General features: G+C 57.6%; 23 protein-coding genes, 1 tRNA gene and 2 pseudogenes. 10 read left to right on the forward strand and 16 right to left on the reverse strand.

The genetic code is table 11. The annotated features are described in order from the left end of the window. Positions 1-2: 2 nt before the first annotated feature. Together VLM75_10850 and VLM75_10855 are read right to left on the reverse strand one after the other, a co-directional pair. A complete protein-coding gene (locus VLM75_10850) occupies positions 3-422 on the reverse strand; it encodes an ATP-binding protein (GenBank protein HSV97416.1) in 420 nt (139 codons plus the stop codon). A gap of 310 nt (positions 423-732) precedes the next feature. Further along, positions 733-806 (reverse strand) — tRNA-Pro (locus VLM75_10855). A gap of 485 nt (positions 807-1291) precedes the next feature. Between VLM75_10855 and VLM75_10860 the strand changes: the two genes are divergently transcribed. After that, positions 1292-3916: a 1-acyl-sn-glycerol-3-phosphate acyltransferase gene (locus VLM75_10860; protein HSV97417.1), complete on the forward strand. Its 2625-nt coding sequence runs from the start codon at positions 1292-1294 to the stop codon at positions 3914-3916. Positions 3917-3926: 10 nt separating this feature from the next. Here the strand turns inward: VLM75_10860 and VLM75_10865 are convergent, their stop codons facing one another. The 4 genes from VLM75_10865 to VLM75_10880 form a co-directional block, all read right to left on the reverse strand. Continuing rightward, positions 3927-5753, reverse strand: a complete 1827-nt coding sequence (locus VLM75_10865) for a fructose-bisphosphatase class III (GenBank protein HSV97418.1) — start codon at positions 5751-5753, stop codon at positions 3927-3929. A 147-nt stretch (positions 5754-5900) separates the two neighbouring features. Beyond that, complete coding sequence (locus VLM75_10870) at positions 5901-6392, reverse strand: bifunctional nuclease family protein (GenBank protein ID HSV97419.1); 492 nt, start codon at positions 6390-6392, stop codon at positions 5901-5903. Positions 6393-6481: 89 nt separating this feature from the next. Then, positions 6482-7345: an alpha/beta hydrolase gene (locus VLM75_10875; protein HSV97420.1), complete on the reverse strand. Its 864-nt coding sequence runs from the start codon at positions 7343-7345 to the stop codon at positions 6482-6484. Between the two features lie 10 nt (positions 7346-7355). Next, positions 7356-8399 (reverse strand): isocitrate/isopropylmalate dehydrogenase family protein, encoded by a 1044-nt coding sequence (locus VLM75_10880; GenBank protein HSV97421.1) that lies wholly within the window; start codon positions 8397-8399, stop codon positions 7356-7358. A gap of 180 nt (positions 8400-8579) precedes the next feature. Here VLM75_10880 and VLM75_10885 point away from each other — a divergent pair, with 180 nt between their 5' ends. After that, on the forward strand, positions 8580-10193 hold the full coding sequence (locus VLM75_10885; protein ID HSV97422.1) for an alpha-glucosidase: 1614 nt from the start codon (positions 8580-8582) through the stop codon (positions 10191-10193). A 68-nt stretch (positions 10194-10261) separates the two neighbouring features. Here the strand turns inward: VLM75_10885 and VLM75_10890 are convergent, their stop codons facing one another. The 3 genes from VLM75_10890 to VLM75_10900 form a co-directional block, all read right to left on the reverse strand. Further along, the gene (locus tag VLM75_10890) at positions 10262-10651 is read right to left on the reverse strand and encodes a hypothetical protein (protein ID HSV97423.1); all 390 of its coding nucleotides are present in this window, start codon (positions 10649-10651) and stop codon (positions 10262-10264) included. A 287-nt stretch (positions 10652-10938) separates the two neighbouring features. Next, entirely contained in the window at positions 10939-11835 is an 897-nt protein-coding gene (locus VLM75_10895; protein ID HSV97424.1) for a DMT family transporter, read from the reverse strand. Positions 11836-11896: 61 nt separating this feature from the next. Continuing rightward, positions 11897-12484, reverse strand: coding sequence for a hypothetical protein (locus tag VLM75_10900; protein ID HSV97425.1), 588 nt, complete (start codon positions 12482-12484; stop codon positions 11897-11899). Between the two features lie 146 nt (positions 12485-12630). Here VLM75_10900 and VLM75_10905 point away from each other — a divergent pair, with 146 nt between their 5' ends. The 5 genes and pseudogenes from VLM75_10905 (at position 12631) to VLM75_10925 (ending at position 15731) form a co-directional block, all read left to right on the forward strand. Then, positions 12631-13071: an Rrf2 family transcriptional regulator gene (locus VLM75_10905; GenBank protein HSV97426.1), complete on the forward strand. Its 441-nt coding sequence runs from the start codon at positions 12631-12633 to the stop codon at positions 13069-13071. Further along, positions 13064-14296 (forward strand): DUF438 domain-containing protein, encoded by a 1233-nt coding sequence (locus VLM75_10910; protein ID HSV97427.1) that lies wholly within the window; start codon positions 13064-13066, stop codon positions 14294-14296. The genes VLM75_10905 and VLM75_10910 overlap by 8 nt, the downstream gene beginning before the upstream one ends. A gap of 21 nt (positions 14297-14317) precedes the next feature. After that, a pseudogene (locus VLM75_10915) lies at positions 14318-14512 on the forward strand (anaerobic nitric oxide reductase flavorubredoxin). 128 nt (positions 14513-14640) lie between these two features. Next, a complete protein-coding gene (locus VLM75_10920; protein HSV97428.1) occupies positions 14641-14778 on the forward strand; it encodes a hypothetical protein in 138 nt (45 codons plus the stop codon). A 143-nt stretch (positions 14779-14921) separates the two neighbouring features. Next, the gene (locus VLM75_10925; GenBank protein ID HSV97429.1) at positions 14922-15731 is read left to right on the forward strand and encodes an SDR family NAD(P)-dependent oxidoreductase; all 810 of its coding nucleotides are present in this window, start codon (positions 14922-14924) and stop codon (positions 15729-15731) included. A gap of 320 nt (positions 15732-16051) precedes the next feature. Here VLM75_10925 and VLM75_10930 read toward each other — a convergent pair whose 3' ends face one another. From VLM75_10930 to VLM75_10960, 7 genes are all read right to left on the reverse strand, one after another. Continuing rightward, the gene (locus VLM75_10930) at positions 16052-18466 is read right to left on the reverse strand and encodes a Smr/MutS family protein (protein ID HSV97430.1); all 2415 of its coding nucleotides are present in this window, start codon (positions 18464-18466) and stop codon (positions 16052-16054) included. A gap of 2 nt (positions 18467-18468) precedes the next feature. Next, positions 18469-19413 carry a TerC family protein gene (locus VLM75_10935; GenBank protein ID HSV97431.1) on the reverse strand — a complete coding sequence of 315 codons (945 nt, stop codon included), beginning with the start codon at positions 19411-19413 and terminating at the stop codon, positions 18469-18471. Between the two features lie 141 nt (positions 19414-19554). Further along, positions 19555-20619, reverse strand: coding sequence for a magnesium/cobalt transporter CorA (gene corA / locus VLM75_10940; protein ID HSV97432.1), 1065 nt, complete (start codon positions 20617-20619; stop codon positions 19555-19557). Positions 20620-20673: 54 nt separating this feature from the next. Next, positions 20674-20943, reverse strand: a complete 270-nt coding sequence (locus tag VLM75_10945; GenBank protein HSV97433.1) for a Smr/MutS family protein — start codon at positions 20941-20943, stop codon at positions 20674-20676. 60 nt (positions 20944-21003) lie between these two features. Next, positions 21004-21978, reverse strand: a complete 975-nt coding sequence (locus VLM75_10950; protein ID HSV97434.1) for a M23 family metallopeptidase — start codon at positions 21976-21978, stop codon at positions 21004-21006. Beyond that, a complete protein-coding gene (proC, locus tag VLM75_10955; protein HSV97435.1) occupies positions 21975-22787 on the reverse strand; it encodes a pyrroline-5-carboxylate reductase in 813 nt (270 codons plus the stop codon). The genes VLM75_10950 and proC overlap by 4 nt, the downstream gene beginning before the upstream one ends. Further along, on the reverse strand, positions 22784-23473 hold the full coding sequence (locus tag VLM75_10960) for a YggS family pyridoxal phosphate-dependent enzyme (GenBank protein HSV97436.1): 690 nt from the start codon (positions 23471-23473) through the stop codon (positions 22784-22786). Before VLM75_10960 ends, proC begins: the two co-directional genes overlap by 4 nt. A 283-nt stretch (positions 23474-23756) precedes the next feature. Here VLM75_10960 and mtaB point away from each other — a divergent pair, with 283 nt between their 5' ends. From mtaB to VLM75_10975, 3 genes and pseudogenes are all read left to right on the forward strand, one after another. Then, positions 23757-25097, forward strand: coding sequence for a tRNA (N(6)-L-threonylcarbamoyladenosine(37)-C(2))-methylthiotransferase MtaB (gene mtaB, locus VLM75_10965; protein ID HSV97437.1), 1341 nt, complete (start codon positions 23757-23759; stop codon positions 25095-25097). 375 nt (positions 25098-25472) lie between these two features. Continuing rightward, positions 25473-25883 (forward strand): adenosylmethionine decarboxylase, encoded by a 411-nt coding sequence (speD, locus tag VLM75_10970; protein ID HSV97438.1) that lies wholly within the window; start codon positions 25473-25475, stop codon positions 25881-25883. A 49-nt stretch (positions 25884-25932) separates the two neighbouring features. Beyond that, positions 25933-26283: pseudogene (locus VLM75_10975) on the forward strand (S-adenosylmethionine decarboxylase). The last annotated feature ends 14 nt before the right edge of the window (positions 26284-26297 follow it).

Genomic DNA, 26297 nt, shown 5'->3' on the forward strand with positions numbered 1-26297 from the left:
TCTTATGCCAGATCGATGATGAGTTCTATACAGTTTCCGCAGTCGTTCCATCTGGGTCTGCAGAACTGACGGATGATTTTAATGCCCCTTCCTCTGATGGTCAGTGGCTCCATTTCTGCGCAGGTATTCGAAGTTGTACCCAAGGCGAAGCCGGCCCCCTCGTCGCTTACACTGATATTGAGATGGCTCGGGTTTTTCGTTACGATAACCGACACCATTTTGTCGGGGTTCCATTTGTTGCCATGCTCCATGGCGTTGGTGACCGCCTCGTCGATAAGGAGATAGAGCTCGTCGCGCGAGAGCTTCGTGGACAGGCCATTTTCAAGTATTTTTTCGATTACCGCGTTAACGACTCCCTTTCGTGAGTCCTTGAGCGACGGGAACGAAACATTGTATATCTCTTCCGCTTTGATGTCTGGCATATCCGGTTACTTGCTTTCCCCGCTCATCGTGGGTCACCGACAAGATACTGCCCCGCTGATTTAACGGTTTGCAGGCACGGTCTTTATCTTTATCTGATCAACGGGGTTCGTAACATTTCGAATTGAATATACTAAATTCGAAATATAATTCAAGCGAAATTACCGAAACACCCCAAGTCATAATGACCAGTCGATTCAATATCGGAGAATCCTGGGTTAATATTCAGTAAGGGCGCCTAATTTCGTATATTTTATCTTTATAGCGCGGCCCGCATCCGGCGGTCTCGGCTTCGACCCGGAAAAAGCCATGTCGGGATGGGGAGATTCGAACTCCCGGCTTCTGCGTCCCGAACGCAGCGCGCTACCTGGCTGCGCTACATCCCGATATAACCTTCCCGGTATTTACTTCCGGCGTGGCATTATTTTTCAATCGTTTTTTTACATACTCGCGTAAATTTAGCCGCATGTCCGGACCGGTACCTTGCACCTCTGCCGTGGCTTTATGCAAAAAGGAGTGAGAAAATGATGAATAATCCGGATAAATGTTAAATATTAAAATAATGCATATAATATATTTACTATATTCAGCCTCCGGGAGGCCAAAAATTACTTGCCATATTTGGACCGGGCTGACTGAATACCGCAATGGCACCGGCGTCAGGTGAGGTACTGAATGGAATGCAATACCACGTTGCATATCGGTCAGAAGGGTGCATCTATTACTGATTCTTGAAAATCGATAAAAGCTTACAATCAATGAAATGGGCGCTATCGGTGAAGTACGATGGTGGAGAGTTTTGTCTTTTCGCTTAACCGCGTTTCCGCGGTTTTAATTCGCCGGCGGTTGGAAAGATCAGGAGCGGAAACTAATGAAGAATGGCGGCGATTCGGGGATCATCACCTCGAACATATATGACGGCGAGATATACAACAGGCTCAACCCGGTTGTCGAAAAGATCGCGGGAGTGCTTTTTCGCAACGTTGATTTCGACGCCGAGAGCCTAAAGACGCTCCGGGACTGCTCGTCCGAGAAGCGCCATATCGTCTATGCCTCCTTCCACAGCTCCAACATCTCGCTTCTCATCCTTTACAATCTGCTGAAGCGGCACGGCTTCGAACCGCCGGTATTTTCACTCGAATACAATCCTTTCATGTTGCAGACGGTATCGTTCGTCTGGAAGCGCATCGTCAAGCTCTTCGACCAGGTTGTGTTGAGGCGTAAATATAAGTTTGTCCTCGACACCGATCATGTCAGGGAGCTCATCCTCGGCGGGAAGGGTATAATCCTTTCACTCATGTCGCGGCGTTTTTTTATCAAGAGGTACATGGAGATCAAGTACGATTCGATCCTGCACCTGATCGAGGTGCAGAAGCGGATAGATACCCCCATATACCTTCTCCCGCAGATGATCTTCTGGAACCGCAACCCCGAGCGGACCGGAGGCAAGAACGTCATATGGACTTCCCACCGCGACATTCTAACGTCGAAGGCGACCGGGGACAAGGGGCTTATCTCGGGATGGATAGCGACCCTCAAGAGCACATCGCCAGCGTACGTTCGCATAACGAAGCCCGTCAGCCTGCGGGAAGAGATTGAGGCGTCGAAGTCCGATGATTCGCGGCAGATCGCCATCGAGGTCCGCAACAAGCTTCTCGGCATCTATCATCACGAAAAACGGACCACCCTGGGCCCTGTGATTAAGTCCCATCAGGAAATGATGGAGAAGGTGCTCTATCACAAAAACGTGCTCGATGAGATCGCCCGGCTGGTGCGCGAGGACGGGGCCTCCGAACGCAAGCTGCGGAAAAAGGCGTACAAGTATTACCGCGAGATAGCCGCGGACTATTCACAGGTGTATATAAGCTATTTCGCCAAATCGGTGGGCGTGATGCTCCGAAAGATATTCGACGGGATAACGTACGACCCGGAGTCCATAAAGATGCTCCGCGAGGCCGCCCAGAAGGGGCCGCTTGTTTTCACCCCGTGCCACAAGAGCCATATGGATTATCTCATCATCTCGTTCATTCTGTTCATGAACAACATGTTCCCCCCGCATATCGCGGCCGGGGTAAATTTAAGTTTCTGGCCGATGGGCGTGATTTTCAGGCATTCCGGCGCGTTTTTTCTGCGCCGCTCGTTCAAGGGATTGAAGCTCTATCCGGTCGTATTCAGGCAGTATGTCAAGACCCTCGTTTCCGAGGGTTACAGCATCGAGTTCTTCATAGAGGGCGGCCGCACCAGAACCGGCAAGCTTGCGCTGCCCAAGCTCGGTTTTCTGAACTACCTGATGGAAGCGATCGACGAGGGCTACAACACCGATCTCATGTTCGTTCCGGTGGCGATCAATTACGACCGCATTCTCGAGGAGCAGAGCTATGTCGCCGAGGTGAAGGGGCGCGAGAAGGAAACCGAATCAGTGTCGGCGATGGTGGAGAGCCGGAAGCTTTTAAAGAGGAAATACGGCAGGGTATACGTCACTTTCAATAAGCCGTTCAGCGTCAATGAGATAAGGGATAGCGGCGTCGAGAAGGAGCGCGTTCCTCTCGAGGTGGCGAATACGGTTATACGGCGCATCAACGAGGTTACCGTCGTCACACCGTTCGCGCTCACCACCACGGCGGTGCTGATTTCCTCGGTTAAGGGCTTCTCGCGGCAAATGCTCGTTGAGAGGATCCTGTGTATCCACCGATACCTTTCGGCGGCGGAAATTCTGATGTCCGAATCGCTGCACAATCTCTCGAACCTCGACGAAATAGTTGATTATGTTCTGAGCGCCTATATGGAGGACCGGATTGTGGAGGAGCTGCGCGTAGAGGGCAGCAGGAAGAAAGAAGTGGTGAAGGATTTTTACCTGCTGAGGGAAGACAACAGGGCCCGAATCGTTTTCTATAAAAACAGCATCATCCACTACCTTGTGCCGCTCTGCATTGCCTCGGCCGCGATTCTGACCTCGCGGAAGAAAGGCGACACGGGACATGCCGCGCTGAAGAAAGAATGCGAAACGCTCAGGCATCTTTTCTCCCACGAGTTCATCCTCCCCGTCGTTGAAGAGGACGGCCTTCCGTTCGACCGCAAAGTCTATGATCATATCCGCGCGGAAAGCATAGTCGCTGAAGAGGGCGGCGCGCTCACCATCGTTGATGACGGGGCGGAGACACTCAGGTATCACGCCAAGATCATACAGGAGTATTTTGAGTCATACCTCGTTGTGTTGCATACGGTACTGAACCAGCGCGTGCGGAAGCTTGGCAGGAAGGACCTCGTCGCCGATGTCAGGAAAAGCGGCGTACGGTTGTACCATACCGGCGAAATGCGACTCTCCGAATCGCTTTCAATGCCGAACTACGAAAGCGCCATTCGCAGTCTCGTCGACGACGGGATTCTCGTGCAGAAGGGCGCCGGTCAGAAAAATCCCGAGATAAGCATGGTCGACAAGGACCGCGCCCTCGAGCGGTATGGCACGGTGAAATCGTGTCTTGAGGTCATCGCATAACGGTAATGGTTCAGAATTCCCCGTTGGCGGACGCGTATTCCCCGAGCTCCACCCGCAGCAAGTTTCTCTTTTCTTTCAGCTGCTTGCCTGCATAAGTGTCACTTACCCGCAGGGGCGTTTCGAAGGTGTCGATTGTCTCCACCATGAGCCTGACCGGCTCCCGCTTCACCCTTGCTTCCCTGATTTCCTGCGACGTGGGAAGGATGATCGCGTAGATTGAGTAGGGCGTGTGGATGAGCGCGTGCCCGCGGCTGAGGTACGCGTCTGCGAAGCCGCCGTCGATGTTTATGGCGCGCCCGTCGGCCGAGGCGATCTTTTCACCTTTCTTAAAATCGACGGGAGTGTGGCCGTAGACGATGCGCCGGACGTCGAACTCGCGCATGATCATGTCCATAAAATCCGGTCTCTTGAGGTTCTCGCCCCAGTAGAGGAGCTTCTCCTTGTGGGTCGCCTTGTCGGAGAAAAAGTACCGCTCGAAAGTCTTCATCGCGTCCTTGCCGAAGAAGGGCGACTTCGGTCCGCACCAGAGGTAGAACATTATCGCAAGGTCGCGTTCATCCTGCTCCTTCCCTTGAAAATAATTCACACCGATGTTATTGATCATATTTTGGAGATAATCGAAGAGCTCTTTTCCCCGGCGGCCCAGAAACTCCTCGAACCTGCCGTCGGCCGTACTGGGTATCAGTGCGTGTATGTTGAGGATGTAGTTGTTGATATGATACATGCTTCCCCGGTCGAAGAAGAAGCGCATGATTGACTTGAGGCGCTCGCTGTTGGTGAACTGGCGCGCGAGGTCGTCGATTACCGCCGCCTCTTCCGCGCTGAGCCGAGGAGGGTTGTCGAGGTCAAGGGTGGGGAAATGCGTGTCGGTCAGGCCGCCGGTATGTCTTTTCCTTATCATGTCCGCCAGCCTGTCCAGCCAGAGGCGCGACTCCATGGCGAGGTCGGGATTGGCGCGGATGGTCTTTTCCTCCAGTTTGAACTGGATCATCGCGAGCGTCTTTTCAAGCTTGCGCGTGGACTCCTTTTTGGCCTTGAAGCTTCCTCCGACGTCGTCCGGATACAGGCGTTGTGCGAATTCCACCAGCTTCGACAGATCGATCCCGAGGCGCCCGATGAAATCCAGATTGTCGTAGCGTACGCTTATGCGCAACGCTTCCGCGATCATCGAACGGTTGCCGGCCGCGGCGCCCATCCACAATATGTCGTGGTTACCCCATACCAGCTTGACATACGGGCGTATCTCGCGGCTGTTGAGAATGCGCACGATCTTGTCGGGCTCGTCGCCGCGGTCGAATATGTCGCCCAGGACGATCAGGTTTCCCAATATCACCTGTTTCACGATCTTGCACAGCGCGGATATCACCCGGTCGGCGATAAGCCGGTTTTCGTAAACGATATTGGGTACGGGGAAGTTGAGTATGAGGTTTTCGAGGACCAGCTTGAGATCCCTGTTGATATTGTTTCGTATCTGGTCGAAGTCTCCAGCATTCTGGACGCGGTACTGGATTATCTTGACCAGCGATGATATGACGTCCTGACGCTCCATAGCGTAGGTCTCGGCCCGGAAATATTTTTCCTTGCGGATTATTCTTCCGAGGTACTCAATTTTTTCGTTGGAGAAGGTCTTGGGGAGCGCCTCGTAACAGATGCGCCAGACCACTCCGAATCGTCCCTTGAGGATCGACACGAAGCGGTCGCCGGCGCCGTGCGGGTCGCTGATCCACATGGTTACGTCGATGAAGGAATCGAGCCTGGTTTCTATCTCGGTGAGTTCGCGGATGATATCGTGCATCCGGGCGATGTTTTTCCCGGCCGGTACGGAGCGAGTGGGCATTGCATCCTCCGCAAAATAATGGTAGGGTTTTCGCTAAACCCGGGAGTTTCCGCCACGTGCCCGCCGACGGCGGGAGTAAGCCCCCGGGTGCCCGGGGTGAACTAAAAGTCGGATTTGTTCGCGAATACGCGGTGCTCTGACGACGTTTTACATGATCTTTCCGTCGACATCGTCGATATCGATGTTCTCGAGCATCTCTTTGAGCGTATCCGCGTCATATTTATGAGCGGCCCTGTCCAGACCCATCGAAAGTCCGAAGACCTTTTTTCTGACAAACATCGGCGATTTGGTCCGAAGCGCGAGCGCGATGGCGTCGCTGGGCCTGCTGTCGATCTCGATTCGCTCTCCTTTCCTCTCGAGCAGTATCTTGGCGTAGAATATATTCTCGCGTAAATCGTCCACCACGATGGACTCCACCCGCCAGGCGAGCCGGTTTATGATGCTTGCCAGCAGGTCGTGAGTGAGCGGCCTCACCGGCTTTTTGCCTTCGATTTCAATGGCTATGAGGCTTGCCTCGAGCGGGGCGACGAGTATCGGCAGAACATCCCCCGAATCCCTGTCTTGAAGAAGGACCACGGGAGAGCCCGAGTTCTGATCGAGAAAGACGTTGATCACGTCGACCCTGCATAGCGACATCATGGCTCCTTCCTTGCCGGGACATGCCGACCCTGCAAATAAAATATGACCTGGCCGTGGAAAGAGCAAGTAATTTAAGCCGCGCGCCGGCGTTATATCTCGAGATAATCGCGTTTATTGATGAAAGCGACGATGAGCTCGCCGGCCTTTTCGCTGTGCGTTTCCTTGTTGCTCGCAAGCTCCCGGTACGACGCGCGCGGGAGCGCCCCGACCATTTTCCTCAGAGCCTCGTTACCGTGCAGCTTGTCGAGCGCGGCTCCCACGACGAGGACCGGCGTCGATACGGCGGGAAGTATGTGCCATATCGAATAGTTTCGGATCGCGATCGCGTTGTATTTAAGCTTGTATGGGTCGGCCGCGTCCAGTGTGGCCTCGTATTTTTTGACCTGTTCCTGCTCGTTTTTCTTGTCCAGCCTGAAGTTGCGCAGGTACCATTTTATGATTGGCTTTAATGCAAGATAGAAAGACGGCGGAAACGCGGGTATGACACGCCCCAGAAACATCGGGAACCTGAATTCCGCATTGGGGCCCACGAGGATGGCGCAGAGAGGTTTTCGCCATTTTTCGGCAAGGTATTCGAGAATGGCCGTGCCTCCCAGCGAGCTTCCCGCCAGTATGAACGTGCGACGGGGAGGAATGAGCCCGTCGATCGTTTCCCTGATATCGGCTGAAAGCCGGTCCATGGCGAAACCGACCTTCTTGTTTTTTGGGATGATGGATGATCGCTTCTCGCGGGTCTCGAGGTAGATGGTGCGGTATTGCGAGCTTATCACCTTCAGAACGCCCCGCCATCCCGAGATCGCCGATATCCAACCGGCCACGAAGAATATCACCGGTCGCTTGTCGTTGTCGCGCCGCGGGATAAAGTCAATTATTTTCAGCGCCACGCCGTCGGATACGGTGAAGTGATAGTCCTTGACCGTACAGTCGTCGCCTGCATATACCGAGTAATCCACTGTATCATCCCTATAGTTTTTTAACAATATCGTCGCCGACCGCGGAGGCGGAGTCCGAGCCGCCGCGGTCCGGAGTCCGTACATTTCCCTCCGCCAGATGTGTTCGCACGGCGGTGCGAACGCGTTCGGCGCAGTCCACCTCTCCCAGGAACTCGCACAGCATGGCGGCGGAGAGGACCGCCGCTATGGGGTTCGCCTTGCCGGTGCCTGCGATATCCGGCGCGGAGCCGTGCACCGGCTCGAACATGGATGGGTATTTGCGCGTCGGATTGATGTTCGCGCTTCCCGCAAAACCCATCCCGCCGACTATGATCGCCGCTATGTCGGTGAGGATGTCTCCGAAAAGGTTTGAGCTTACTACCACGTCGAAGATGCGCGGTGATCGCACGAAGTTCATGGCTGCCGCGTCCACGAGCATGGAGATGCATGTTACGTCGGGATAATCCTTTGCGACGTCGGCGAGCACCGCGTCCCAGAACACCATGCTGTATTTCAGGGCGTTTGATTTGGTGATGCTGGTAACGTGCCTGCGCTCGCGTTTGCGCGCGGTTTCGAAGGCGTAGCGTATGATTCGCTCGGTCCCCATTCGCGTGAAATAATTGACCTGCATCGCCGCTTCGTGCGGCGTTCCCACGTAGTGACGGCCGCCGAGGCTGGTATACTCGCCCTCGGTGTTCTCGCGGATGACGACCATGTCGATTTCGCCGGGCTTTACGTTTTTCAGCGGGCAGTCAACGCCTTCGAAGAGCACGGCGGGCCTGATGTTCACATACTGGTCGAAGCCCTTGCGCATGGCCAGAAGCGGCTCGACGGCGATATGGTCGGGAGCCTTCGCCGCGTCTCCGAGGGCCCCGAGGAGTATTGCGTCAAAGGGCGTGAGGCGGTCGAGATAGTCTTCGGGGGCGCATCTGCCGGTCGAGGCGTAAAGGCCGCAGTTCCAGTCGAAAATCGTGAAATCGAAGGAAACCGGAAGGGCCTCGAGCACCCTGCGTGCCTCGGCGATGACCTCGGGGCCGACCCCGTCTCCGGGATACAAAGCGATTTTATATGACATCAAGCCGTCCTTATGGTTTGATTTTCGATTGCGGTGCGGCGCCCGGGAGCGCCGTATGCCGACACTGTATGCGGCCATTGTCGCTTCTGTAAACAAAAAAACGGCACGTGCGTCCGCAGACAAGCGGTTGACAGAACGGCCGGACTATGATCAGATGATTCCCGGCGATGGAGGTGGAAAATGGGAATGGACTGGCTCTGGTGGAAGCACGGCGTGATCTATCAGATTTACCCGCGAAGCTTTTACGACTCCAACGGTGACGGCGTGGGCGATATCGCCGGCATTATTGAAAAGCTCGCTTACCTTTCTGACCTGGGGATCGACGGCATCTGGCTCTCCCCGATAAATACTTCGCCGATGTTCGATTTCGGTTACGATATCAGCGACTACCGTGGTATCGACCCGGTTTTCGGCACACAGCGGGATTTCGACACATTTATCGAAGCAGCGCATCGAAGGGGCATTCGCGTGATACTGGATCTCGTAATGAACCACACCTCGCACCTCCATCCATGGTTCGTGGAATCCCGTTCATCGCGCGATAATCCGAAGCGCGACTGGTATATATGGCGCGACGGCAGGAAGGGGAGATATCCCAACAACTGGATGGCGGCCTTCGGCGGACGCGCGTGGGAATGGGATGAAAAGACGCAACAGTATTACCTGCATTCGTTTTTAAAAGAGCAGCCCGACGTCAACTGGCGAAATCCCGAGTTGAAGAAGGCCATGTTCGCTGAGATACGCTTCTGGCTGGACAGGGGGGTGGACGGTTTTCGCCTCGATGTTGTGAACCAGTTCGTAAAAGACGACCGCTTCCGCAACAATCCCTTCTCCTTGGGCCCTTATCCCAGGCCATACGACCTCCAGCGGCACGTCTTCGACCGCGACCGTCCGGAGTTGCACGATATACTTAAAGAGTTCCGCAGCCTTCTCGATTCCTATGATGAGAGGATGTCGGTCGGCGAGGTGAACGCGGGCGTTCCTGGAGACTCCGCGCTGGCGGCGGGTTATCTCGGTTCCGGAGACGAGCTTCACCTCTCGTTCGATTTTTCGTTTGTCTTCCAGTCATGGAGTGCGCGCGGCTTCCTCAGGCGCATCGCGGAGTGGGATGCCCTCATTCCGGTAAACTCGTGGCCGTGCGTCGTACTCAACAATCACGACCAGCCCCGAAGCCGAAGCCGTTTCGGCGGCGGCACCGACGCGCCCGCGCGCGCAAAACTCGCCGCGGCCATGCTGCTCACGCTCCGCGGTACGCCCTTTCTGTACTATGGCGAGGAGATAGGCATGAGCAACGGGAATATCCCCCGCAAGGAGATACAAGACCCGGTCGGTAAGCGCTACTGGCCCTTTCACCCGGGGCGCGATCCGGAGCGAACGCCCATGCAGTGGTCGGCGGAGCCGAACGCCGGTTTTTCGAGCGGCAAGCCCTGGCTTCGCGTGAACGGGGATTACCGCGGGGTGAACGTGGAGCTGCAGTCGGGCGATGGGGGTTCGGTGCTCGAGTTCTACCGGAAGCTCATCGCGCTCCGGCGCTCATGTCCCGCACTCAACCGCGGAAGCTGGGAAAGCGCAGGCGACGCGAAGAACGACGTTCTATGTTATACGCGAACGCACGAACGGGAAAAGATGTTCGTCGCGCTCAATTTTTCAGCGTCGCCGCGCCGGATCCGACCCGCCCTCGGGGGGGCGTGGCGCGTGGCGCTCTCCACGCACAAGTCCGTGGCGATCGAGTATCCGACGCTCGACATGGGCCTGGCCCCGTACGAGGCGACGGTGCTGGAGCGGGTGAGCTGAGGGGAGGCGCCGGTTCCCCGGCCGGAAAACGGCGCAACGCCCGAAACGGCCGGGTCGGTCTGCCCGCTCTAAAAATGATGCATGAGCGAAAAGATCAGGCCGTAGTCCCGCCCCGCGAGTGGGTACTTTATCCCCGCACCGAATCCCGCGTGGTCGTAATCGAACTGGAAAACACGGAATCCGGCGGCGATGTCGAGGTTGTTCTCGCTGCGCTCCTCTCCGCGGACGATCCTTTCGCCAAGTATCTCGCCTGTGATATGCAGCCGTTCCCAAACCATCGCCAGCATATACGTCGTATACTTCAGCGTTGTGTCTTCGTCGCCGTCCCGGAAAGGGATCTCCGGGGAAAGGCGAACGGCGCCATGCCCCTCCAGGTTTTTATTAAGCTCCCCGATCCTTTTTCGGTATGCGCGTTTTTCCCTTTCGAGCACGGCGCAGCGATTGCGTATGGCGTTCAACTCGTCGATGGCGGCGCGGGTTGCCGCCCGTTGATATGCGAGAGCATGTGTACTTCTCCGGAATGGCGCTTTTCAAGGGATTCGATCTGCGAGGATGAGAGCCTGTGCACCTGCCCCAGGTCAATCACGGAGGGGCCGAATCCGGCTCCATGGTATGCGTGGTGGAAGAGCTCCAGGGCCTTGTCGGAGCGCGTTCGGGAATTTGATATTTCACGCGAAGCAAGAGTGGTTCATAAACCGCACATCGGTTAATGATACGCCCGCGTGTGGCCTGTTTCCTGCGGCCGTCAGCCGAAGAAAAGCGCGACCCCGGAAACGGCGAGGGCCGAACCGGCCATCTCGCGGGCGGTAATCTTCTCGCGAAAGATGAGCATCGCCGGCGCGATGATTAGTACGGGGACTATTCCCATGATGGTCGAGGCGATTCCCGTGGCGGTGCGCTGAACGGCGAAAAGTGAAAACGAAACCCCGAGAAAGGGGCCGAAAAAGGCACCGAGCGTTATGCGCGACATCGCGGGCGGGTTTTTAAGCCCGGACGCCACGCGCGGCCAGAAACCCATGATGCTGAAAAGGGCGGCGAAACCGACCGTGCCGGCGATTACCCGTATCTGCGTTGATGCGAACGGGTCGTAGTCGGACATGCCGTACTTACTGAGTATAAGCCCGCCCGCCTGTCCCAGCGCCCCTCCGAAGGCGAGGAGTATTCCGGTAATGGAGTGCGTCAGCGCGAAGCGCCGGCTTCCCTTTTCCCTTTTAAGCACGACCAGGATGATCCCCGCTACCGTAATCGCCATGCCGGCCATGCTTCGCGCGGAGAGCGTCTCCCCGAGCGCCGCCCATCCGATAAGCGCGGTGATAGGCGGCACCAGCGCCATCATGAGCATCGACACGCGCGCACCGACCACCACGAGCGCCCGGAAGAGGAGCAAGTCGCCGATGGTAAAGCCCACCAGTCCGGATAGCGAGAGCCAGAGCCATGCGTGCGAGGGTGCGTCGAGCGGAAAGAGCGAGCCCCGCATTAAGAGCGAAAAAACCGCATGGAAGAGCAGAGCGAGAACGAGGCGGATGAAATTGACCGCGAGCGACCCCACGCGTCTGCCCGCCGCCTCGAACGACATGGCGGCCACGGTCCAGCAGAGGGCTGTCAGGAGGGCGAATAATTCGCCGGCATGAGGATGTACCATCTTATCGTGCCTCGCGGATAAACAGGCTGTAAAAAGTGTCAGTCGGGTGATTTTTACAATCTTATTTTACACGCCGGCGTTTCCGCGGGCTTTTCCCGTCTTTATCTTTGCCGGGAATGACGGGGGGGATGTCCGTTCGTTCCAGTGACTTCCATCCCCGGGAAACGATCGCCGCGGCCATGGCGGGATACCAGTCGGGCCGATCGCACGGGCGCGCCAGCCGCAGCAGGGCATTCAGTACGACCAGATCCATTACGCGCAGAATCGCGGGTTCGCCGTCGACGAGAAGCTGTATGCGCTCACCGAATCGAAGCGCCCTCGGGATTACAACCGCGCTTCCGGCCCCCCATCCGAGCTCCCTCACGGCGACAGCCCTGGTGAGGCTGAACGCTCCTTTCCGTACCATGCCCCGCGTAAATGCGAGCCTGCGCTCCCGCAGTCCCAGGCGGGTGACCGCGCGGTAAATGAATTCGATCATGCCGCGCGGAACGTCGCGCGTAAAGGCGCAGTTACCCTTGCGCACTGTGAGCGCCTTGAAGCGGCGGCGCGGTCCCTTCGTTCCCTGCCCCGAAGGAAAGAGCCCCCAGTGGTCGCATGGTTCGCGCCAGTCGAGCGGCACGACGACGGAATGCGGTGAAACTTTGCCCATGGCGCCGATCGTGTCCCAGGGCGCGGCATTCGGCAAGCATATAATGAATGATCCGCTGAACGGCGTGGTTCGTGAAAACATAAATAGTTGACAAAAAGATGAAGATATCATATAAATGCCCGAATATCGACGCAGGGAGAACGCCCGTGCTTTCACAAACCGCGCTCTATTCGATTCGTGCAATGTCTTATATCGCGGCTTTCGGAATGGAGAAACCCGTACTCGCGAAGACAATCGGTGAGGAAATGGATATACCGCTTAATTTTTTATCCAAGATCGCGAACAGGCTGGTGCAGGCGGGGCTGTTGCATTCGGTGCGCGGTAAAAACGGCGGTTTCGTCCTGGCCCGGCATCCCGGCGATATTCACCTGGGTGAGATCGTGTCGCTCTTCATGAATCTCGGCGATATCAGAGGGTGTTTTTTGGGCTTGAACCGGTGTTCTACCGGGTGTGCGATACACGAAAAATGGACATCGATTGTGGATCAGTTCCAGGCCATCATAAATGAAACGACGATCGACCAGGTGCTGAAAACCGGAGAATGCCGGAAGGCAAAATCATCAAAAGGAGGAAAGACGCATGAGTGAACTTATCGACAACGCGAAGAAGAAGCGGGAAATACTTAAAGACCTTATACGCAGGCTGCACGACGGCCAGGCCGAGAGCGAGGTGCGAAGCCAGTTGCAGCAGTTGCTGGGAAGCATCCCTTACGAGGACGTCGTGAAGGCGGAACAGGAGCTCATCAACGAGGGCCTTCCCGCGGAGGAGGTGATCAAGCTTTGCGATGTGCACACATCCGTACTGAAGGGGAGCATCGACCAGTCGGGCACAAAAGACGCTCCCGAAGGCCACCCGGTCCATACGTTCCGCCAGGAGAACATCGCGCTCAACCGGGAGGCGGGAGCGCTCGGGGCGCTGTATGAGAAGGCGCCAGCCATCGGCCGTGATGGCGCGGAGGGGTATATCAATACGATGCGCGGGCACTTCAATGCGCTTATGGATGTTGACAAGCACTACCGGAGAAAGGAATACCTGCTCTTTCCATTTCTCGAAAAACACGGGATAACGGGACCGCCCAAGGTGATGTGGGCCAAGCACGACGAGGCGCGGGCCATGCTGAAGAAGGCGCTTGCCGCCCTGGAGACCGCCCTGAAAAATCCGGAGAACCTACAAAGGCTTGTCGATGCGGATCTCAAGCCGGCCTCCGGGGCGGTGCTCGACATGATCTACAAGGAGGAGCAGATCCTCCTGCCGACGAGCATTGACACGCTTGGCGAGGATGAATGGTACGAGGTTTACCGCCAGAGCGACGAGATCGGGTATTGCCTGTACGATCCGAAGACGAAGTGGATGCCGGAGAAGATTTCCGCTGAAGCGATGACGAGCGCGGCGGTCGCAAAGAGCGGCCGTATCCAGCTTCCTTCGGGAAGCTTCACCGCGCAGGAGCTTACCGCCATGCTGAACTCTCTTCCGGTCGACATCACCTTCGTCGATGCGGACGACACCGTGCGCTATTTCTCCCAGGGTCCCCATCGCATCTTCGATCGGAACCGCGCCATACTGGGAAGAAAGGTGCAGCTCTGTCATCCGCCGCACAGCGTGAACATCGTCGAGCGCATAATCAGAGATTTTCGCATCGGCGCGGAGGACAGTGCGGCCTTCTGGATACGGATGAATAAGAGGTTCATTCATATCGAATACTTCGCGCTGCGGGACGAGGAGGGCGCTTACCTGGGAACTATGGAGGTCTCCCAGGACCTTACGGAGAAGCGCCGTCTGGAAGGAGAGCAGCGTCTGTTGAACTACAAATAAGATTATGAGAGGGCAAAACATATAAGCATCAACATCAAAAACAATGTTTGCCGGGTCGGGAAAGTCGACCGGGAGCTAAGGCGCTTCCACGGCAGCGGGTATTCCACCCACAGGGGCTCCGCTTACAACTCGTACCTGGTCCGCGAAGGAAAGACAGCGCTTGTTGATACCGTGCGGGCGCCGTACGCAAGGGAATATGTCGGCAATCTGGAGAAGACGCCCACGGTAAACCGGGGAGTTATGAGCTCGCTCGCCGGGCTCCTGGAGGATGTCCGCGGACTCGGGTTCAAGGGGAAAAGTCCGCGGCTTTAGGAACCTGCGGATGGAGCGGCGAATCGATAAAGATGCCTGAAGGGATGTTGAAGAACTCCGGCTTCGAGGTGATGGAAGGCGGTCCGCGCGTTCTGTGGAACCCGGACGGGGATGCGGTCGCGCGTTGCCGCGATTTCGGCAGGCAGATTGTCGCTTTCTTCGCTCCTTGACTCCGGGTAAGCCGGTCGTTGCCGGCAACCGAAATTTTCCTCGGCCCGGCGAAATCCTCTTGCGTTCGGCGCGTTCCCGCGCAAACATAACCGGAGTTTTCCGGCGATATCGCGCTATTTTCATGTTTTCCGGGGGGATTCCAATGAAGTCACTTGAAAAAAAGGTCGCCGTAATAACCGGCGCCGCGTCCGGTATCGGCCGCAGCCTTGCGCTCGGACTGGTGAAGGAAGGATGCTTTCTTGCGCTTGCCGACCATAATAAAAAGGGGCTCGACGAAACCGTCCGCATGGTCAAGGAGGCCGGAGGTGCGGCCATGTCGCAGGTCATCGATGTCGCCAATCGATCCCAGGTTGAGCGCTTCGCCGCCGCGGTAATTAAAAAATACAAGCAGGCCGACATCATCGTCAACAACGCGGGTGTTACGCTTTTCGGCAGGCTCGAGGATGTGAGTTATCGTGAAATCGAGTGGATAATGGGCATCAACCTGTGGGGGGTGGTGTACGGCACGCGCGCCTTCCTTCCCCATCTCAAAAACCGCCCCGAGGCGTGGGTGGTGAACCTCTCGAGCGCGTTCGGACTTATCGGCGTGCCCTCTCAGACCACCTATTGCGCAACTAAATTCGCGGTGAGGGGCTTCACCGAGGCGCTCCAGCGCGAGCTGAAGGGCGCAAAGGTCACCGCCATCTCCGTTCATCCCGGGGGGATTAAGACAAATATAGCGCATAACGCGAAATTCGCCTCGCGGTTCGGGAAGGACGCCGGCAAGAAGTTCGCCAAAAGCTTCGATCGCATAGCGCGGACGAGCGCGGACGATGCCGCGAATGCGATAATCGGCGCCATAAAAAAGAAGAAAAGGCGCATTCTCATCGGATCGGATGCGAAGCTCATCGACATCGTACAGCGTCTCTTTCCGACGTCGTACGGAAAAATCATGGACCTCCTGTACGGGTAGGCGGCGCGCGGCGGGCGCACCGATCCGCGGCGGCCACTACTCGGTCGGTTGTCAGGCCATGGGCGATGATGTGATCGAGGAACTCTTCCCGCCGGCAAATGCATTCATTCCCCCGGGAGGGGCGCCCTCAGGACCGGCGAACTGTATCGAAGATTGCGCGCGGAGCCCGAAAAGATCGGGCTGGCGAATAATCCGAGCCATGGGCGGCGGCCTTCGGTCCGCAACCGGCTTTCGGTAATATGAAAAGAAGACGATAACGACCGATGGCGCTCCCGTTGCCGGTAGCCGCGCACGGGCTCGAAAACAGCGAATCCACGCGCTCAATCCCCCAGCAGGGCGATTGAGACGCCGTCGCCTCCCTCGCCGTACTCGCCCGAACGGAAGTCGCTGACGTAGGATGAGTGGGCGAGCTGCGCGCGCACGGCCTCTTTCAGCGCTCCGGTCCCGTGCCCGTGGATGATGATGACCGAGCGGATGCCCGAGCGTACCATGCGGTCCAGGTCGCGTCCCATGCGCTCGAGCGCTTCGTCGACGCGAAGCCCCCGAAGGTCGATGGTATTGTAGCTCGTCTGCACCGTCAACGGCACAGGTTTTGCCGCGGCCAACGGCTCTTTTTTGCCGGTTTTCCCGGCGCCCTTTTTCGGGGACGGCGCGGGCGCTCCTCTCTCCGCTCGTGCGAGAATGTCGCGGAATTTAAAGCGCGCGCGGATGGAATTTCCAAGCCGCAGCTCGGCGCTCTCGCCGTCTAAATCGAGGCTCTCTATCACAGCCTCTTTCTCGAGCGATACGATGAATACGCGGTCGCCGGCTTTCGTCAAGGCGGGGTCGAGCGGCGCGTAGTCGCGAGAAAACCGCTTCCGCGCGCTGTCAGCGATCTCGGTCTCAATCGCTTTCTGAATCTCACCTATATCGCGCCGAAACTCGCCGGCCGAGCGAAGGTCCGCCTGCTGGAGTTCACGTATCCTCGCTGCGATCGAACGCCGGTGCTCTTTTATTTCGTCGAGGAAGAGCGTTCCCTCTCCCCGGGTGATGTTTTCAATCAGCTCGGCCTGTTTCCGCTGAAGGTCAATATAGCGCTCCTTCTCGCGTGTTGCGGCGGCCCTCGCTTCGGCAAGGCGCTCGCGCTCGCCGGCGATTTCCTGTTCATGTTTCTGGGTCTTCTCGATGAGCGCCTCTACGCTGATTTCCCGTTCGTCGAGCAGGGCCTTGGCACGGCCGAGGATGTCCTCGGGGATGCCGTATATCCGCGCGATCTCCAGCGCATAGCTTACGCCGGGAATCCCGGTCATGAGGCGGTAGGCGGGCGCCAGCGTTTCGGGATCAAACGAAACGGAGGCGTTCTTAAAGCGTTCGTCGCGCGAAGCGAGCTCCTTGAGCTCGTTGTAGTGCGTGGTCACGATGATTCTGGCGCCGGTTGCGGCAAGCGTTTCCACCACAGCCTGCGCGAGCGAGGCGCCCTGCCGTGGATTGGTACCCACCACAATCTCGTCGATGAGGATGAGAGCCGATGAGCGCGCTCTGTCCATCATTTCTTTAAGGATGACGATCTGTCCGCTGAACGATGAAAGCGACTGCTGTATGCTCTGGTCATCGCCTATGTCCGCCATGATCGGATCGAAAATCCCCATGCGCGAATCCGGCCCCGCGGGGATGTGCAGTCCGTGACGCAGCATAAGCGCGCAGAGCCCGGCCGTTTTCAGGAGCACGGTCTTGCCGCCTGTGTTCGCCCCCGAAATGATGAGACAGTTGTACGACTCGCCAAGGGTAAGGTCGTTCGCCACAACGGCGTCTCCGAGCATGAGGTAGAGCAGGGGGTGCCTCGCGCCATAAAGGCGCATGACCGGCTCGTCGGTAAGCTCGGGTTCGCTGGCGCGAATGGCCGTCGAGAAGCGCGCCGCCCCCGCCAGGAGGTCGAGCCCGGCCAGGATGGAGAGGTTTTCGACGAGCCCGGCGGCGCCGCTTCCCACCTGCCGGGAAAGCTCGCGCATGATGCGCGATGTTTCGATCTGGAGGTCGAAATTGAGTCCGATAAGGCGGTTGTTGAGCGGTTGAATTTCCTCGGGCTCGATAAAGAGCGTCGCGCCGCTGGCCGAGACGTCCAGGCCGGCGCCGCGGACCCGGCTTCGCATGGTCGATTTAACAAGGAGCACGTAGCGGTCATTGCGCGTGGTGAATACCTTCTCCTGTAACGCCTTTTCGAGCGCGGCCGAGTGGACCATCGCGTTCATGCGCTTTTCGATTTCGCCGCGCGTCTGGTAAATGTCGCTTCGAATGCGTCGCAGCTTCGGGAACCGGCCGTCGTTCAACTCGCCGTTATCGGTGATTGCGGGGATTAGGACCTCTCCCTCTCTTTTGAGGGGATCGAGACGCTCGCGCTCTTCGGCCAGGGAGGGGAGCGCGTCGTCGTACTGCTTCAGGAAGGCCTGGATGCGCTGCGAGACCATGATGAACGAGCGCAGTGTGAAGAGTTCGGGAAGGCCGAGCACCGCTCCCTTCGCCGCGCGGTTGACGGGGTCCTCGATGTCGCGAAGTCCCCTGAAGTCGAATGATCCGCCGCGCTCGATGAGCCCGCGTATTTCGCTTATCTTGCGCAGGCGCTTTCGGATGAGATCGGGGGCCAGCGGAACCAGTCCGGAGGCCGCCTTTTTGCCGGGGTCGGAGGCGCACCTCGCCGCGATCTCGGCAACGATCGAGTCCCACTCGAGTACCGAATGGAGTCGCTCGTCGGCATGCATGGTCATTTCGCCGGGGTCCCGCTGGGCGCCTGTTCCAACTTTTTCGGGAACAGGACCGATGCGATTACCGAGACGGCCAGCACGCCCGCGATAACGCCAAGGGCGATGGCGACGGGGATCTTGACGATATCCGAAAGCATCATTTTACAGCCGACAAAAACCAGAATGAAGGCGAGGCCGTAATTCAGGTAATGGAAAAGCCGCATAACGCCGGCAACGGCGAAATAGAGGGCCCGAAGTCCCAGGATCGCGAACACGTTCGAGGTGTACACGATGAAGGGGTCGTGGCTGATCGCCAGGACGGCGGGTATTGAATCCACCGCGAACACGACATCGGTGGCTTCAATGACGAGCAGGGCGATAAAAAGGGGCGTCGCCGCTACACGGCCCGCTTTCCGAACAAAGAAGTGATGCCCGTAGAATTCTTTGGTCACCGGCATGAACCGGCGGAATAATTTCAGCACGGGATTTTTCTCCGGATGTATCTCCTTCTCCTTTTCCAGCGCCATTTTTATCCCGATGAAGATCAGAAACGCGCCGAAAACGTAGATGATCCAGTGGATCCGCGTGACGAGCGCGACGCCGACCAGTATGAACGCCGCGCGCATGATGAGCGCGCCGAGGATCCCCCAGAACAGCACCCTGTGCTGGTACTTTGCGGGAATTCCGAAGTACGAGAAGATCATCAGGAACACGAATATGTTGTCGACACTCAGGGATTTCTCGATAAGGTACGCGGTCAGGAACTCGAGTGCCTTCTGGGACCCCTCGAAATAATAGACGCCCGCGTTGAAGCAGAGAGCGAGGACAATCCAGAACCCGGTCCATGCGAGCGCCTCCCGCACCTTTATATCGCGATCATCTTTTTGAAGCACTTTGAGGTCGAGGACCAGCAGGCCGACGATGAAGAGGACGAAGCCGCCCCACAGGAGATATGGATTTACCATCTATATACCTTCGTGTGCCGCGGTGATGAACGGCACGATACGATTTCTGGCCGGTACTGCGACCGGCCGGTGCGCATAAGCTGCATTTCAGGAAATTTACATTATACATTCAAGCATTAATTAAACGAACGAGACGGGTGCTCATATCCATTTTTTTTTCTTGAAATAAACGAACATGGACACACCGATCACCGCCATGAGGGCGATCACCACATGATAGGCCCCGCGCCACTCGAGCTCGGGCATGAAACGGAAGTTCATTCCGTATACGCCGGCGATAAAGCTGAGCGGTATGAAGATCGTCGTGATGACTGTGAGGAGCTTCATGACCTCGTTTAGGCGGTTGTTCACGCTGGTAAGGTAGATGTCGAGCATGCCGGAAAGCATGTCCCTGAGGAGCTCGATGGTGTCGATGACCTGGACGATGTGGTCGCGTATGTCCTTGAGGTACACGATCGTGGAGTCGCTGAACGCGCCGCCCTCTCCACGCTCAAGCCTTGTTATGACCTCCCTGAGCGGCCATACCGATTTCCGGAGGAAAATCATCTCGCTTTTAAGGGCGTGGATGCGGTGGATTGTCTCGCGCTTTGGGTCGCTCAGGAGTTCGTCCTCCAGCGCTTCTATCCGGTCGCCCAGCCGCTCCAGTATGCCGAAATAATTGTCGATGATCGAATCGATTATCGCGTAGACAAGAAAGTCCGCGCCGAGCTTTCGTATCCTGCCCCTGTCGTTGATGATGCGGTCGATCACCGGGAGGAAGTCGTCTCCCTCCATTTCCTGAAAGCTTATAACGGTGTCTCCCTTCAGCACCAGGCTTACCTGTTCGGCGGTAATTTCGTCGCTGACCTCGTCGTAGTGCAGCGCCTTTAAGACGATGAACGAGTAATCTCCCCAGTCGTCGAGCTTAGGTCGCTGGCTGGTGTTCAGGATGTCTTCCATTACCAGGGGATGGAAGTCGTAGACGCTCCCGGCCTCGGCGACCACGTCGACGCGGTCGATGCCCACGATGTCGATCCAGCGCACCGTTGGGTTTTCAATCTGCGAACTGAAGGCGGTGATGCTCTCCGTGTCGCAGATGTTATAGCTGTTTTCGTTGTACTCGATGACGAGTATTTTTGTCTTCTCGGTTTTTCTATCGCCGACGTGGACGAGGGTCCCCGGCGGGAGGCCCTTCTTTTTCGACACTCTGCCGGTGAGTTTTCTCATGGACGTTTTCCCGCAGTCATGGTGGTGAAATAATAAAAGTTTCCACTAACGGCCTCATTCACGGATACGCAGACGCGCCCTTGTCGCACCCCAGTTCGCGCCGTCGTCGCCGAATTCCTCGACGTCGGGGTTTTTGCCGAGCTCCTCGGCGACCATATTCTTGATGACCGACCTTCCCCTGCCATGCACGATCCGCACCTCAGCCTTGCAGCGCTTTACGGAAATGTCAATAAATTCCCTGAGCACGGCCTTCGCGTCGCGGGGATGGAAGTGATGGAGGTCTATTTCGCCGTCCAGATCGATTTCGACGGGTTCATCGCTCATCACCGGGGCATCCTCCGTGCGGATTTTTGTGCCGGCGCCGGACGGCGGCCGCGGGCGGACCTACCAGATGAACAAAAGCGGATCGATCATCTGGCCGTGCCGCATGGTCATAAAATGAAGGTGCGATCCGGTCGAACGGCCGGTCGAGCCCACGAGGGCGATGACATCCTTCCTGGTGACCCAGTCGCCGCGCTTTACCTTTATTGTCGAACAGTGGCCGTACCAGGTGACGTACCCGTCCCAGTGCTGTACCACCACCGTCTGGCCGTAGCCGTCCATCCAGCCCGTGAACGAAACCATGCCCTCGCGCGCGGGACGGATCGGGGTCCCCATGCGCGTCATGATGTCGATGCCGTTGTGGAAGGCCATTCCTTCGAACATCGGGTCCACGCGGTCCCCGTAGAGTGAGGAATAGAGGCCCCCGCGGATCGGGTTCTGGAATATCCGCCTGATGTTGTACAGCGCCTGGAGTTTTTCGCTTACCAGCATCGGGCGGGCGTCGGGAAGAAAGGCGAAGCGGATGTTGTCGGGGGAGATGATTCTGAATATCGACTGACGGTAGTCGCCCCTGATGCCGCCGTCGTGCTCGACCATTCGGGCCATTCTATGCACGTCGTAGAAGTTGTCAACCGCCAGAAGCACGCCGTCCTCGCGCGGAACCGCTATAATGGCGCCCTCGCGCGCGACGAGTGATCCGAGAAACGGGTTGGCCCCGAGGATCGTATCGATTGTCACGTGATAGCGCCGCGCCACGTCCCAGTACGATTCGTTCATGCGCATGGCATGGAGGATGATCTCAACCCCCGGATCGTGCGGATATGATTTGATTAGCCGAATGTACGCGTCGTGAGCGGTGAAGATCGGGAAGCCTTCGCGAAGCCGGTACGCCGCGCTGTCGACGCGCACCTTCGAGATGAAAATCGCGGCGACGATGTTGCCGACGACGATAACGATGACAGAAAGGGATACAATAGCCTTGAGGGCCTTTTTAGCCTGCCATATGTGATAGTTGGTAATGGGCCAGCCGCCGCTCAATATTTCTCTCCTAACTTCGCGGATTTCAGCGCCGCGGCCTCGACGGCGTCCATCACAATGCCGGAGAACCCCGCGCGATCCATAACGTGCAGCCCCTCTATGGTGGTCCCGCCCGGGGATGCGACCCTGCCGCGAAGCACGGCCGGATCGTCCCCGGTCTCGAGCACCATTCGCGCCGCGCCCAGCACCGTCTGCGCGGCAAGCAGGATCGCCCGCTCGCGGGGGATGCCCGTCTTCACGCCGCCGTCGGCCATCGCCTGGATCATCGTGAAGGCGTAGGCGGGCCCGCTTCCGGAAAGGCCCGTAACCGCGTTCATCAGGCGCTCGGGCAGCACCATCGTCTTTCCGATATTCAAAAACAATTCCTCGGCAAGGGCCATGGAGTCCGCGTCAGCGTGAGCGCCCGCCGACAGCACCGTCATGCCTTCTCCGACCATGGCCGGTGTGTTGGGCATGACACGGACGACCTTCTGCGCGGGGGGCAGCGTTTTTTCCATAAGTTCGGTCGAAGCGCCCGCGACGACGGAGACGACGAGCTTCCCGGGCGAAATCCCCTTGAGCTCCTTCAGCACCGCCTGCAGCGCGTCGGGTTTGACCGCCAGGATGATGATGCCGCACGCGCCGGCCAGCTCACCGATGGAGGAGGCCGTCTCAACGCCGAAGCCGCGCACAAGCGCCTCGGAGCGGGCCGCATCGGAGTCGAAACAGCGAATGCGTACTCCGCCCGGCGCCCGGGAGAGCCCCGCTGCGATCGCGCCGCCCATGTTGCCGGCGCCGATGATGCCGATTGTGTGCCCGGCGAGACTCATTCCCCGTAGCTCCTTTCTCCAAAAATCGCGCTGCCTATGCGCACCAGCGTGGCGCCCTCGTCGACGGCCGTAAGATAATCTCCCGACATACCCATCGAAAGTTCGTCGAGGCGGACCCCCAGACGCCTGGCGATATCGTCGCGAAGCTCCCGAAGCAGCGCGAACGAAGCGCGCACCGCGCGCTCGTCACCCCCCAGGGGGCCTATGGTCATAAGACCCATAAGCTCGATGCCGGGGATCGATGCGACCTCTCCGCAGAGCTCGAATGCGCCCGAGGGATCGATCCCGCTCTTGGTGTCCTCGTCCGAGGTGTTCACCTGGATCAGGATCCTTTGCATCTTGCCGATGCGCGCCGCCTCCTCACCGACCCTGCGCGCGGTGGGGGCCTTGTCGATGGAATGGATGAGATCGAAAAGGCGGACCGCGTCCCGTGCCTTGTTCGACTGCAGATGGCCGACAAGGTGAAAGCTAAAATCGCCCGACAGCGCGGGGATCTTGCCCTTCGCCTCCTGTACCTTGCTTTCGCCGAAGAGCCTGATGCCCTGGTCGATCGCCGCCAGCAGCGCTTCCGGCGGAAAGGTCTTCGACACGGCGACTATTCGTATATTCTCCGGATTCCGTCCCGCCGCACGGGCCCGGTCGTCGATCCTGTTTCGAATGTGGCTGTAGTTCTGGAAATAATCCATTACGGGACTTGCGGGCTCCGATTGTTGTAGGACGGGGAGCGAACGAAAACCGGACCCCTATCCACTCCGGGTGTACTATACATCAGTTCAATTTTGTACGTCAATTATCTTTTTATATGCAGGGCGGGCCTGCGCCGGCCGGCAGTTCGGTCGATCATCCGGCGCGCCCTTCGATTTTTTGTTCGTCCGGGGCTTTTTTGCTATACTCATGATGCCTGACCGGTATCACCATGGTTAAGGACCGTTTCAAGAGCCGGGGCGCACCCGGTTAAAAAGAGTATCGATGAGAAGAACCTTTTCCATTAAAACACTCGGCTGCAAGCTCAACCAGTACGAATCCGCCCTCATCGCCAGGCAGTTCGACGCTTCGGGCTGGGAGGCGAGGCCGTTCGGCGAGCTCGTGGACGTGGTCGTCATCAACACCTGCACCGTGACTGACCGCAGCGACAAAAAGTGCCGCAATTACATCCGCCAGGGTGCGCGCCTCTCGCGGCTCGGGAAGGCCGTGGTGACCGGCTGCATGGTGGAGCGCGAACGGAAGGAGGCGGCGCTGATGGATGAGGTTCTTGCCGTATTCGGCAACGACGACAAGCGCGCGATCGTCCGGAAAATCACCGCGTACGTGGAGTATGCCGAGGAGCTGCGTGAAACGGGCGGCGGGGACGACGACGCGAGGGCCGCTTTCATGGCGCACTCGGGCGCCTGGGACGGTGAGGACGGCTTCGACGAGGCCGCCGTCGCGCCGCTGTACCGTACGCGCGCCTACCTGCGCGTCCAGGACGGCTGCGACGGCACGTGCTCCTACTGCGTCGTGCCGTCGGTGCGGGGCGCGCCGCGGAGCAGGCCTTTCGCCGAAGTGATTGATCACGCGCGGCGCCTGGTGGCGACGGGCTGCCCGGAGCTCGTGCTGACGGGCATCACGATCGGACAGTACGATGATGGCGGCGCGGACCTTGCCGCGCTTGTGGAAGCGATTGCGGCGATCCAGGGTGAGTTCAGGGTGCGCGTAACATCCATTGAGCCCTCACATGTCACCGACCGGCTGATCGGGCTTCTCGGTTCGCCGAAGGTGTGCCGGCACATCCATCTCCCTCTACAGTCGGGCTCGGACAGTATACTCGCCGCCATGAACCGCCCCTATACGCTTGAAGGCTATATGGAGGTCGTGGACCGAATCCACACGCACGATCCAGATATCGCGATAGGAACTGATATTATAGTCGGATTTCCCGGCGAAACCGATGAGGATTTCGCCGCGGGCATCGATGCGGTCGCGCGCGCGGAATTTGCGTACGTGCACCAGTTCAGTTTTTCGCCGCGCACCGGCACCCCGGCGGCCGCGGGCGTCTTCTGCGGCGAGCGTGCGATTGCGAGGCGAAGCGCCCTTCTGCGGCGGTCGGCCGCGGAGACGGGGCGGGGCTATCGCCGCCGTTTCGAGGGCGCGCTCCTTCCATGCGTTGTTGAGCGGAGAAAAGACGGCGTCGGCCATACGGCCGTAAGCGACAATTACATAAGAATAAAGCTTTCGGAGTCGCCTGCAAACGAGGCGCGCGAAGGGACGATCGCGTCGGTGCGGCTTGCAGGCGTAGGGTACGACGAAAACATGGGCGGTATCGAGCCGTGAGTGCGCCGTTCGGGCGTCATTATTATGTCGCCAATAAAAAATATGGCGCCTTTTAATAATTTTCTTGCGTCATGGAAAATTTTCTTGCTATATATCTAATTATTGTTGAAAAATGCGCCGTGTTCATTTGTATGGTTGCATTCCTGAAAAGGGGGGGGTGATATTTCATCCGGGCGGAAACGCCACCAATAATGAAGATTGAATCAACAATCAGAATGAATTGATGGAACGCGGGGGGACCCTTGTTCTGTCTGTTCTGCGTAGCTGAGTGGGATCACTAATCCCCAGGGCAAATCTTCAATTTTAAGTAGTTTATTAAAATTGCATACACTCACACAAGTGTAGAAGATATTCGGTAACAAAGAGGTAGTTGCCATGGAGGGTTTGGGTACGCATCTAATAGCGGAACTCTTCGACTGTAATGAGTTGCACCTGAACGACGTCAAGAAGGTTGAGGAGGTAATGATGGCCGCTGCCGAACTCTCTAGTGCCACGATTATAAAACCCTTCTTCCACAAGTTTTCACCCTATGGAATCAGCGGAGTGATCGTGATCGCTGAGTCCCATTTCACCATTCACACATGGCCCGAGTACGGATATGCGGCGGTCGACGTGTTTACCTGCGGCGACCTCGAGTACCAGAAAGCGGTCGATTACATCAAGTCCGAGCTGGAAGCCGAGCGATGCTCGATTTTTCAATTCCAGCGGGGCATTCTTGCCAACACCGATCGGGTGAAAGGGCTTTCGGCATTCAGGGAGGTTGAAAATGCAGGCTACGTTGAATAGCAGGAAAATACTCGAGACGATTCCCACTATCGAGAACTTCGAGGAGATGGGGGCATGGGGCCTCTACTCGAGCGTGGATATACATAACTGCGATCCGGAAATCATCCGCGACGCGGAGATGATCCGCCAGTACGTGATTCAGCTCTGCGACGTTATCGGGATGAAACGCTTCGGCGAGACGCAGGTGGTGAATTTCGGGGAGGACGAAAGGGTCGCGGGTTTCTCCATGACCCAGCTTATCGAGACGTCGCTCATCTCCGGTCACTTCGCCAACCTCAGCAACACGTCGTACATCGACGTCTTCAGCTGTAAGTATTACGACCCCGAGGTTGTCGCTCATTTTTCGCTGAGCTATTTTAAGGGCAGCGACTACAACCTCAATATCGCCCTTCGCAAGTAGTTCCGGGCTATCGA

The organism is Spirochaetota bacterium (genome assembly GCA_035477215.1).
Classification (GTDB): Bacteria; Spirochaetota; UBA4802; order UBA4802; family UBA5368; genus MVZN01.

Coding starts and splice junctions, on each gene's coding strand:
- VLM75_10900 (HSV97425.1), bottom strand. CDS start 12,484: ATGGGCAAAGTTTCACCGCATTCCGTCGTCGTGCCGCTCGACTGGCGC.
- VLM75_10910 (HSV97427.1), top strand. CDS start 13,064: ATGAGTGAACTTATCGACAACGCGAAGAAGAAGCGGGAAATACTTAAA.
- VLM75_10850 (HSV97416.1), bottom strand. CDS start 422: ATGCCAGACATCAAAGCGGAAGAGATATACAATGTTTCGTTCCCGTCG.
- mtaB (HSV97437.1), top strand. CDS start 23,757: ATGAGAAGAACCTTTTCCATTAAAACACTCGGCTGCAAGCTCAACCAG.
- corA (HSV97432.1), bottom strand. CDS start 20,619: ATGAGAAAACTCACCGGCAGAGTGTCGAAAAAGAAGGGCCTCCCGCCG.
- proC (HSV97435.1), bottom strand. CDS start 22,787: ATGAGTCTCGCCGGGCACACAATCGGCATCATCGGCGCCGGCAACATG.
- VLM75_10945 (HSV97433.1), bottom strand. CDS start 20,943: ATGAGCGATGAACCCGTCGAAATCGATCTGGACGGCGAAATAGACCTC.
- VLM75_10925 (HSV97429.1), top strand. CDS start 14,922: ATGAAGTCACTTGAAAAAAAGGTCGCCGTAATAACCGGCGCCGCGTCC.
- VLM75_10880 (HSV97421.1), bottom strand. CDS start 8,399: ATGTCATATAAAATCGCTTTGTATCCCGGAGACGGGGTCGGCCCCGAG.
- VLM75_10960 (HSV97436.1), bottom strand. CDS start 23,473: ATGGATTATTTCCAGAACTACAGCCACATTCGAAACAGGATCGACGAC.
- VLM75_10930 (HSV97430.1), bottom strand. CDS start 18,466: ATGCATGCCGACGAGCGACTCCATTCGGTACTCGAGTGGGACTCGATC.
- VLM75_10885 (HSV97422.1), top strand. CDS start 8,580: ATGGGAATGGACTGGCTCTGGTGGAAGCACGGCGTGATCTATCAGATT.
- VLM75_10920 (HSV97428.1), top strand. CDS start 14,641: ATGCCTGAAGGGATGTTGAAGAACTCCGGCTTCGAGGTGATGGAAGGC.
- VLM75_10895 (HSV97424.1), bottom strand. CDS start 11,835: ATGGTACATCCTCATGCCGGCGAATTATTCGCCCTCCTGACAGCCCTC.
- VLM75_10870 (HSV97419.1), bottom strand. CDS start 6,392: ATGATGTCGCTATGCAGGGTCGACGTGATCAACGTCTTTCTCGATCAG.
- speD (HSV97438.1), top strand. CDS start 25,473: ATGGAGGGTTTGGGTACGCATCTAATAGCGGAACTCTTCGACTGTAAT.
- VLM75_10865 (HSV97418.1), bottom strand. CDS start 5,753: ATGCCCACTCGCTCCGTACCGGCCGGGAAAAACATCGCCCGGATGCAC.
- VLM75_10935 (HSV97431.1), bottom strand. CDS start 19,413: ATGGTAAATCCATATCTCCTGTGGGGCGGCTTCGTCCTCTTCATCGTC.
- VLM75_10860 (HSV97417.1), top strand. CDS start 1,292: ATGAAGAATGGCGGCGATTCGGGGATCATCACCTCGAACATATATGAC.